Annotated in this window: 1 protein-coding gene; it reads left to right on the forward strand. The window is 42.6% G+C overall.

The features are described from left to right. A partial coding sequence (locus I6F53_RS20380; protein WP_197240973.1) for a methionine synthase occupies positions 1-544 on the forward strand: 544 nt, incomplete at both ends.

Genomic DNA, 544 nt, shown 5'->3' on the forward strand with positions numbered 1-544 from the left:
ATGGCGAGCAAACAAGGCAGCATTTTGTAACTACATTTATAGAGCACCTAAATGGCGTTGACTTTGAAAAACGTAAAACAGTAAAAATTCGTGACCGGTACGATGCAAGCGTACCCACCGTTGTGGGCCCTGTTAGCCGTCAAAAACCTGTGTTTGTCGAAGACGCTAAATTTTTACGCAAGCAAACCAAACAACCAATAAAATGGGCATTGCCAGGCCCAATGACCATGATCGACACGCTTTATGACGATCATTATAAAAGCCGTGAAAAACTAGCGTGGGAATTTGCCATAATTCTTAATCAAGAAGCTAAAGAGTTAGAAGCCGCAGGCGTTGATATCATCCAATTTGATGAGCCCGCGTTTAATGTATTTTTTGATGAAGTAAACGATTGGGGAATCGCCTGTTTAGAGCGCGCAATTGAAGGGCTTAAATGCGAAACCGCCGTGCATATTTGTTATGGCTACGGCATTAAAGCCAATACAGATTGGAAAAAAACACTAGGAAGCGAATGGCGACAGTACGAAGAAGCATTCCCTAAGCT

This window comes from Pseudoalteromonas sp. SWN29, assembly GCF_015864465.1.
In the GTDB taxonomy this organism is placed as follows: domain Bacteria; phylum Pseudomonadota; class Gammaproteobacteria; order Enterobacterales; family Alteromonadaceae; genus Pseudoalteromonas.